9 protein-coding genes and 1 pseudogene are annotated in these 8,039 nt (G+C 36.8%); all 10 read right to left on the bottom strand.

Annotation, left to right across the window (positions count from 1 at the left end; genetic code table 11):
* Nucleotides 1-211: 211 nt before the first annotated feature.
* A pseudogene (locus CBD51_007435) lies at nt 212-301 on the bottom strand (phage tail tape measure protein).
* A 1,890-nt stretch (nt 302-2,191) separates the two neighbouring features.
* Complete coding sequence (locus CBD51_007430) at nt 2,192-2,557, bottom strand: hypothetical protein (GenBank protein RPG57553.1); 366 nt, start codon at nt 2,555-2,557, stop codon at nt 2,192-2,194.
* Between the two features lie 30 nt (nt 2,558-2,587).
* Entirely contained in the window at nt 2,588-3,139 is a 552-nt protein-coding gene (locus CBD51_007425) for a hypothetical protein (GenBank protein RPG57552.1), read from the bottom strand.
* On the bottom strand, nt 3,132-3,560 hold the full coding sequence (locus tag CBD51_007420; GenBank protein ID RPG57551.1) for a hypothetical protein: 429 nt from the start codon (nt 3,558-3,560) through the stop codon (nt 3,132-3,134). Before CBD51_007420 ends, CBD51_007425 begins: the two co-directional genes overlap by 8 nt.
* Complete coding sequence (locus CBD51_007415; GenBank protein ID RPG57550.1) at nt 3,560-3,943, bottom strand: hypothetical protein; 384 nt, start codon at nt 3,941-3,943, stop codon at nt 3,560-3,562. The genes CBD51_007420 and CBD51_007415 overlap by 1 nt, the downstream gene beginning before the upstream one ends.
* Nucleotides 3,943-4,473, bottom strand: a complete 531-nt coding sequence (locus CBD51_007410) for a hypothetical protein (GenBank protein ID RPG57549.1) — start codon at nt 4,471-4,473, stop codon at nt 3,943-3,945. The genes CBD51_007415 and CBD51_007410 overlap by 1 nt, the downstream gene beginning before the upstream one ends.
* Before the next feature lie 101 nt (nt 4,474-4,574).
* The gene (locus CBD51_007405) at nt 4,575-5,657 is read right to left on the bottom strand and encodes a hypothetical protein (GenBank protein ID RPG57548.1); all 1,083 of its coding nucleotides are present in this window, start codon (nt 5,655-5,657) and stop codon (nt 4,575-4,577) included.
* 73 nt (nt 5,658-5,730) lie between these two features.
* Nucleotides 5,731-6,408 (bottom strand): hypothetical protein, encoded by a 678-nt coding sequence (locus CBD51_007400; GenBank protein ID RPG57547.1) that lies wholly within the window; start codon nt 6,406-6,408, stop codon nt 5,731-5,733.
* A 255-nt stretch (nt 6,409-6,663) separates the two neighbouring features.
* The gene (locus tag CBD51_007395) at nt 6,664-7,548 is read right to left on the bottom strand and encodes a collagen-like protein (protein RPG57546.1); all 885 of its coding nucleotides are present in this window, start codon (nt 7,546-7,548) and stop codon (nt 6,664-6,666) included.
* The coding region (locus tag CBD51_007390) for a DUF4055 domain-containing protein (protein RPG57545.1) at nt 7,538-8,039 on the bottom strand (502 nt) is incomplete at its 5' end. The genes CBD51_007395 and CBD51_007390, both read right to left, overlap by 11 nt.

Below are 8,039 nucleotides of genomic sequence, written 5' to 3'. Positions count from 1 at the left end.
GTTATTGAAGGAAAAGTAGCCATTATGCAAGTAAACCTCCAGGTCTTTTTTGCTGCAATAATTCAGATTGTACTGCTACTGAGATAAGACGGCCAAGTTCTCTACCTCTATCTTCATCACCTTCTACATTAGAACCAGAAGCGTCTACATTTACGACTACGCTAGTAGATCCTCCTAACTGATGATTTGGAGTGATATTTCCAGAAGATCCTGGTGTAAATAATTCTGGACCACGTTCTCCAACAATATAACTACCTCCTGCTTTTACTGGACCTCCGTTTGCCTTAAATAAACCACCGATTCCAGGGATGCTACCAAGTAATGAATTTACACCAAATTGTAAAAGGGTTCTAGATATTTGGTTAAATACACTGGTTGCTACCTCGCCTAAAGTTTTAGTTCCTTGTATTGCACCTTCTATAGCATCAACTATTCCATTTTCTATTGCTGAACCTATTTGTTTATACATAGTTTCAACCTTTTGTAGTTCATTTATAAGACGTAGTTTATCTCCTATTTCTTTTTCAGTAAGATCAGTTCCTTTATCTTTAAACTCCACTATTTTTTGCTCTATAGTTGCTTGTTCTTTACCTACTTCTAAAGATCTTTGTAATAAGGCTATTCGCTTATCTAGATTAGCTCCGATTGTTGGATCGGTTGTTCCTTCTAATAGACTTAAATCTCCTCCTAAACCTTCTCCTACTGCTCTAGATAATGATCTTTTTCTTGCATCATTAGTGAGCATACCTGTTTTTACTTTACCTCTATCTTTTCTAGTTCCTCTTTCCTCTAAAACTATTTCGTTAAATCTTGCTAAATCAGCACCAGATAAACTTTCTTTAAAGTTTTTAAACTGTGAAGGAATAGTAAATCCCGACAATATTGTATTTAAGGCATTTATTCCAGGAAGTATGGCTTTGGCTAATACAGCCTGAATAGAAGCTCCGAGTTGACCAAATGTTCTAGCTAATTCTCTAGAAGATTTTCCAACTTCTTTTAGACGTTCCAGGCTTTTACCGCCTAGAGCTATTGTCAGTTCTTGGGTTAGTAGTTTGTTAAGTTCTTGTTGTTTGCCTAGTTTTTTAAGTTGTTCTGCTCTTTTTTGGGTTGCTTCGCTACTGAACAGTGATTTTTCCGTAACAGTTGCTAAAGCTGTATCTACATTTTTTAGTCCTTCTCCAAATGCCTTAACACCATTTATAGTATTTGTTAATGTCTGAAGTGCTGCTGTGGCTGCAATACCTCCTGCAAAACCACCCATCTGTCCAAACATTCCACCAATACCACCACCTAAACCACCAGCAAGAGCACCCAACGGACCTTGCCCGAATAGCAAAGGAAAACCACCACTTATAAGAGCACTCTGTTTATCAAATCTTCTACCTAAATTTCGTAATGTATTTGGGCTAGATCCTGGGCTTCCTCTTAATAGTTTGCCTGTTCTTTTATCAAAGTTCAGTCCAGATTCAGTGGGAAGAGTAGAACTAGCAAATTGTGGTCCTATACCACCTGGGCCTATAGTTGCAAACTTACCTGAAGCTAATTGTTTTTGAAGTTGATTTTGCTTTGCAAGCTCTTCTGTTTGTTTTTGTTTTACCCTTAATTCATTTTGTTCAATCTTCAACTCTTCCATTGCTAATTTTCTTTGGATTTCTGCTGCTTTAAATAGCTTTTGATTGTCTAAAACAGCAGCCCTTCTTATATGTGCTCTTGCTTTGTCTACTTTTAAACCTTGCTCTTTCTGTTTTTCTATTAAATCTCCTATTTTTCTAGTCTGAATCATGGATGCCCGTTGAGCATCTTGCATTTTTAGTTTTTCTTTTTCTACTTTTAGAGTATCAGCAGATATTTTTAAAGGCTTCGCTAAATTTTTTCTAAATGTTGCTATTCTTTTTTCCAGCGTTTTTATCTTACCTTCTACTTTTGAGGTATCTAAAGTTATATTTACGCTGTAATTTGAACCAGCCACCAAAAAATTAATCAGATATTAAAAGTTTAGCGTACCTTACGCATTTGGGCTTGTTTTCGTGCGTCATCGTATGCTTTGTTCTCTTGTTCTACTTTTATTTGAAAGTATGCGTTCCAAGCAAACAGTTCTTGGGCTGACATTTTTTCTCTTATTTCCCTGTGTGTATAACCTAATTTTTCTGCTACAAAAAATTGTAAGAATACAAAACTGTCTTTTTCTAACTTAGCTTTTTACGGCATCGGGGCTTTCCTCCTCGCCCACTCCTTGCATTTTAGTCATTATGTCCAGTAGGACAGCTAAAGGTATTTCTCTTCTAAGTGCTGGTAAATCTCCTGATGTAAACATCTTTGTACCTGTTTCGTCTTCTGCTTTTGTAACAATAACTTGTAATGCAAAGTCAAGGCTGCCTTCATCTTGACCTTTGTTCATAGCTATTAGTGTACTGTTTATGGTATCTCTATCGGCTATTGTAAGAGGCGACCAAAAGATTTTTAAGATAAGCTCATCCCCTTTAAAAACTGAGTAGCTACTGCGTTCTTCGACATTGAAGGCTTGCTTCAGTTTGTCTATTGCTCTTACTGGTGACATAAAAAAATGTATCTATTCTTGTAGTATAACTCAACCGTAGACACTCGGCATATTACTTGTAAATCTTTTACTCGTTCCAATAAATGCAATATTTATATCAGATAATATAACTTTGTTTTTAGTGTATATTCTGTACCACTGTGGAGTGTAGGTAAAAGTTAAAGGGCTCTTTGCTGTTTTTCCTATATCTTCGTAAGCTATTATTCCCAAGCCATTTACAGGAATTTTTGCATTTTTATTATTTATAGTAAACCCTGCATAATTTATTTCGTTTCCTATGTAGACAGGTTGATTTAGAGACGTAAATACAGATTTTCTTTTTACGGGAACTCTAGCTGTTTGTTTTGGCACTGGACCACCTACTTTAGATCCAAGTTCAAAACGAAACTTACCTACTTTTTTATTTACTACTTTTGTAGGTTGCACTGGACTTGCAGATATCTTCCAACTTTTAGCAGAACTACCTGTCCACCAGGGAGCAAAAAATTGTAATTTATAGGCTATTTCAGCAGCAGCACTTTTTTTCGCCTTTAATATATGATCTTCAAGATCTTTTGTTAAGAATGATATGTCTTTAGCCATTAGCAGTAAAAGTGCAGGTGATAGCACTTAAAAAATGGCTATCTTGTTCATTGTTTACAGTTGTCGGTCCAGCTAATTGTGATACACGGGGAGATACTGCAAATTTATCTACATAAGTAGAAGTGTTTATTGATGTTAAGCCTGTGATAACTGATTCTGCTACTGCGGATGCACTTCCTGTTCCTTTGTTTTTTGGGGTCATAACTCCACAACTTATAGAACCACTGTAGTAAGTTTGGGCTGATCCTTGAGGTTGTGTAGTTGCTTGCGTAAAATCCAAACTAACCATCACATACTTTTTGTTTAGACCTGGGGTGTTGAACGGAGTATTATCAAAAACTACAGTTACAGTTGGGTCAGCATCCGATACTGCATCTTTTATAGCGTTTTCAAATGCTGCTCTTGCTTTTACTAAAGTCATTAGAAGATAACGTCAATACGGAATAGATATTCTTGAGCACCTTTTAACGTGCGAATATCTGTTATCTTAGCTCCTCTTGTAGATCCAGAAAATGTAAGAGTTATTTCATCTTGGAGTAGTGGTTGGCTATCGCCTATTAAATCTGGTGTTATGTATAGCCTTGCTATATTTTCTTGAAATCCTGATTCTTCACTGGATTGTACAAATTCTATAGGAACCTTGATTTCATAAGTTGTATCTATGGTTATATATTCACCTGAGTCTGTGTCATAGCTAGATATACCCTTTCGAGTGTAAATAATTGATGAGTCTAATGCGTTCCCAAGTTGAGACACAACCTGTTTGGCAACATTTTTTAGTACTGTATCTAGTTGACCTGCCATTATCCTCTAACCACTCTCATTTGAAAAGCTCCTGCTCCACCTAGCATATATGCTCCAAGGTAACTTTGTAACCACGGGTAAACATCCATAATATTATTTACGGAACCAGTTCCCTGGCTATCTGTATTGTACTTAACTTCAATATCACCTAGCTTTACTTCAGAGAAGTTACCATCTGTTCCTGTATTACCTGTCATAGCTTCGGTGTCATTTGCCAATGCTCTAGATAATTCGTATTGAGCATACTTAATATTATTTGGAATAGCTGTGCAAGCTAGTTCAACATCATCTACCGCATAATTATTTCTTGGAAACTTTAATGCCTGACCATTATCACATCTGTCTCCATAAAAAACTAAACTGTCGATCCATCTGGTAGCTGCTATTAATGCTCTATTCTTTTGGTCATCTGTTTTATTTGTCCAAGTGCTTGAATCTGGAACGGTTTCAAAATAAGTATTAGCTTCTGCCAATGTGACATAGCTATTTGCAGTAGCACTTGATAATGTTGCTGTTATAGTTGCTGCCACGATCTATAAAGTAATTTAGTTTTATTGTAGCGTAAAGAAAAAACCCCACCAATAATTGATGAGGTTCTTTACTGCTTTGCTTTTGCAACTTAATAATACAATTAATAAGTTGAAGTATCAAGAGGTGTGTTAACTGTTAACTGAACCAATGGAATTAAGTCAGCATCATATGTGATTGCCCACTTGTTAGCTGTCGCTAAGTTCGCATTAGTTGGGTTGTCAGCAGCATCATTCCACTTAGTACCCATAACATGATATGCAGTGTGATAATCAACAGACATAACATCTTGCTTAGAAAGAATGTTTCTTTCAGCTTCGATTCTTAGTGCCTGTTGCTGACCTTCAAGAATTGTACCTGCTGTTGTTAAGTAACAGAAGAACTCTACCTGATGACCAGATGTGCTAGAAGGTGCAACTGTGTTAACAGCAGAGTCAACTACAACTTGGCAGCCAGCAAATTCACCGATGGATCTTGCACTGACACCAACACCACCGCCACCCCACTGGATACCTGTTCCAGTAGATAAAGCAGAAGTAGAGAAAGTTAACAATCCAACTTGATACAAGTAGTAAGCAACTGATGGATGAACAATAAGGATGTCTAAGTCATCACCACGTTCTCCAAGCAAGTTTCTTGCTCTTGCAACTGTTGAAGCTGTTAAAAAGTTAGCTTCTAGAGCAGTACCAGAAGCACCTTTTGCTACGTCTAACTTGTTAGATCCAAGTGCAGTACCAAATAAACCAGCTAAATGTGAAAATAATCTAGCGTTGTTTAGTTTGTTGATAGCATCAGCTAATTGGTTTCTGATATGACCCATAGGATCTTCACCAGCAGCCAAAATAGCAACATCGTCTACAGCATATGAAAATGCTCTATGACAAATGGTTGCAATCTGTGTTGCTGTACCAATTTTTTGTGGTGTTAAATAACCAGCACCAGAAGTACCCCAGTTTGCAGCACCAGTAAGAATTTCTTCTGTTGGAGCAATTGGGTTAAACTCAGGAACTTGGATTTTAGTACCACCTTCACTTGCATCCATTAATGAATTACGAGTGATAGCACCAGATTTAACAAATGCACTACGTTCTTTAATTGCTTCGGAAACGTATGTGCTGAAATTATTTCTCTTAACGATGTCCGCTAGTAGGACACCGCCAGTATAATTCTGAAACGGAGCAGCCATTCAGATTTACCTTTTTAAGTTTTGCGATACCCTAGCCACAGACTAAGGAATTAATTTCACAGAAATTAACTATTTAAGATTGAGCTTCCCTCTTCAGCACGGCTGAGAGTTCAGGGTTCTCACTCTCCATTATAAGCTGTTGCGTCAAATTTCCACTCTTCCAAGGATTATCTGATCCTCCTGACACATTTGCCACAGGACTTGGCTTTGCTCCCATTCCTGATTTATTACTTGGATTAAAATGATGTTCCCAACCACTACCAGGATTTTTAAGACTTGCAAGATAAGTATTAAGATCTTGTTCTACACCGCCATTTAATACAACCACTTCTCCGTTAGAACTTTTCTGTAGTTTTCCTTGTAGTAATGATAAGGTTTGTTCTGCGTTTATCGCTCCAAGATTACTAATAGCTGCTAATGCTTTTGTTCTTGTAGAAGCTACTTCATTAGAAGTTTTCATATCTTCTAATTGTTGAGCTAATGTAGTAATCTTTTGATCTTTTTCCTGTGCTGTTTTATTAGCTTCTTCCCACAATGTTTTCCATTGACCTTGATCTTCTAATTCTTTGGTACGTTGTTCTTCTTTCTTTTTATAAACTTCATCTAATTTAGATTTTGCACCTTTAAATTTTTCTTCAGCTTCAGCAGCTTCTTTATGAGCAGCAGCTAGTTTTGCTTCATATTCTGCTTTTACAGAAGTAAGATCAGGTGCTTGTGGTTGTGTTTTTGTTTGTGAAGGAGTTTCAGTCACAGACTGATCAGCAGAAGTCACAGACTCAGGCTGAACTACTTTTTCTTCGATTGCCATAATTTATTCAGATAATGCACTTGTAGATTTTTTCTTAGAAACAGGTTTCTTTGTTTCTTTTTTTACTGTTTTAGTTTCAACTGGATTAGTTTTAATTGCAGGAATTTCTGCTAATTGCCACTTAAAAGTTCCATCAGCTTGTTCAACGTAGTCAAGATGTTTAGACATAAAATGAATTACTTTAATATCATTGTAATACTAAAAACTTCCCCCGTCTATAACCGCATTAGTTGCAATAGAAACTTCTCCACTTGATACAGATATTCCACTACCAGCAGTAACAGTAGCATCACTTCCAGCATTACCTCTTGGGATACTAAATGTTAAGACAGCAGCATTTGCTGTTCCTACATTTGTAACAGAAGCACTAGAACCTGCTGCTCCTGTACTTACACTTCCTATCGCTATTGTCGCTGCACTACCTGCTGCTCCAGTAGCACCTGTCGCTCCATCACTTCCATCGCTACCATCTGTACCATTAGTTCCATTTGTACCGTTAGTTCCTCTAGGAATTGTAAAGTTAAAAACAGCAGCACTACTTGTTCCTGTATTTGTAACACTTGCACTTGTTCCAGCATTTCCTGTAGTTGTAGTTCCTACTGCTACAGTTGCACTACTTCCAGATCCTGTATCTCCTTGAGGTAAAATTCCAGCTAATGTTAAAGAACTATCTTTATCATCTTTAGGTTCTTTTGATAAAGGTATTCCATCTCCCCAGTTTTCTAATCGTTTTGGTCCATAAAATACTAATGGTTTCTTTTGTACATAAAAATCACCTTCATCTCCCTGTGTAGGTTCTGGTTGTTTTGATCCACTAATAATTTTATTACCAGGATCTCCTTTTATTCCTTTAGGTCCTTCAGGTCCTCTTTGACCTTCTTTACCTTGTTCACCTTTATTACCTTTAACTCCCTGTTCACCTTTAGATCCTTGAACACCTTTATCACCTTTAGGTCCTGTCGGGCCTTGAGTTCCAGGTTTACCATTCTTACCATCAATAGGTTTTGGCAGCGAATCAATTTTATTTTTTAAGCGAACTAACGCTGTAACTTGAGCTAAACTTAAATCTTCTTTAGTTGCCATCTTTTATCAAAGCGTTAATTAGTTTATCAACTTGCTCTGAAGTTGCACCTTCACGTTTTGGCTCTTCTTTAACATCATCTGTCTGTTCCTTTTCTTCATTTGCAGCAGGTAATACTTCTCCTTGTACCAATATCTGTCTAAATTCTTCTCTATCAATAACTTGTTGATCGAATAAAGCTGTTAATGCTGTTACATCCTGTCCAATTAATCTTTCAATATCAAAGTCTCTACTGATCTTTACTTCAGGTGGTTCGATTCCTACATACTGTGCAGATAAATTAAATGCTTTTTGTAACTTTTGCTCTAACTCCATAGAAACCATAGACAACATAGAGTTAGTATCAACACGATCTAATCTTCTAGCATCAGCACTTTCCGCTACAAACTTTTGTTGTGATAGCGTACTGATACCTAAAGTAGCCATTTGCATTTGCAATTCTTTAATTTCAGCAGATTGTGCATCAAATGCACTACTTGCAGGTTCTACATAA

The organism is Flavobacteriales bacterium TMED191 (assembly GCA_002171975.2).
Classification (GTDB): domain Bacteria; phylum Bacteroidota; class Bacteroidia; order Flavobacteriales; family TMED113.
The sequence above is the reverse complement of the archived record's forward strand: the minus strand, read 5'-3'. Positions and strand labels throughout refer to the sequence as shown.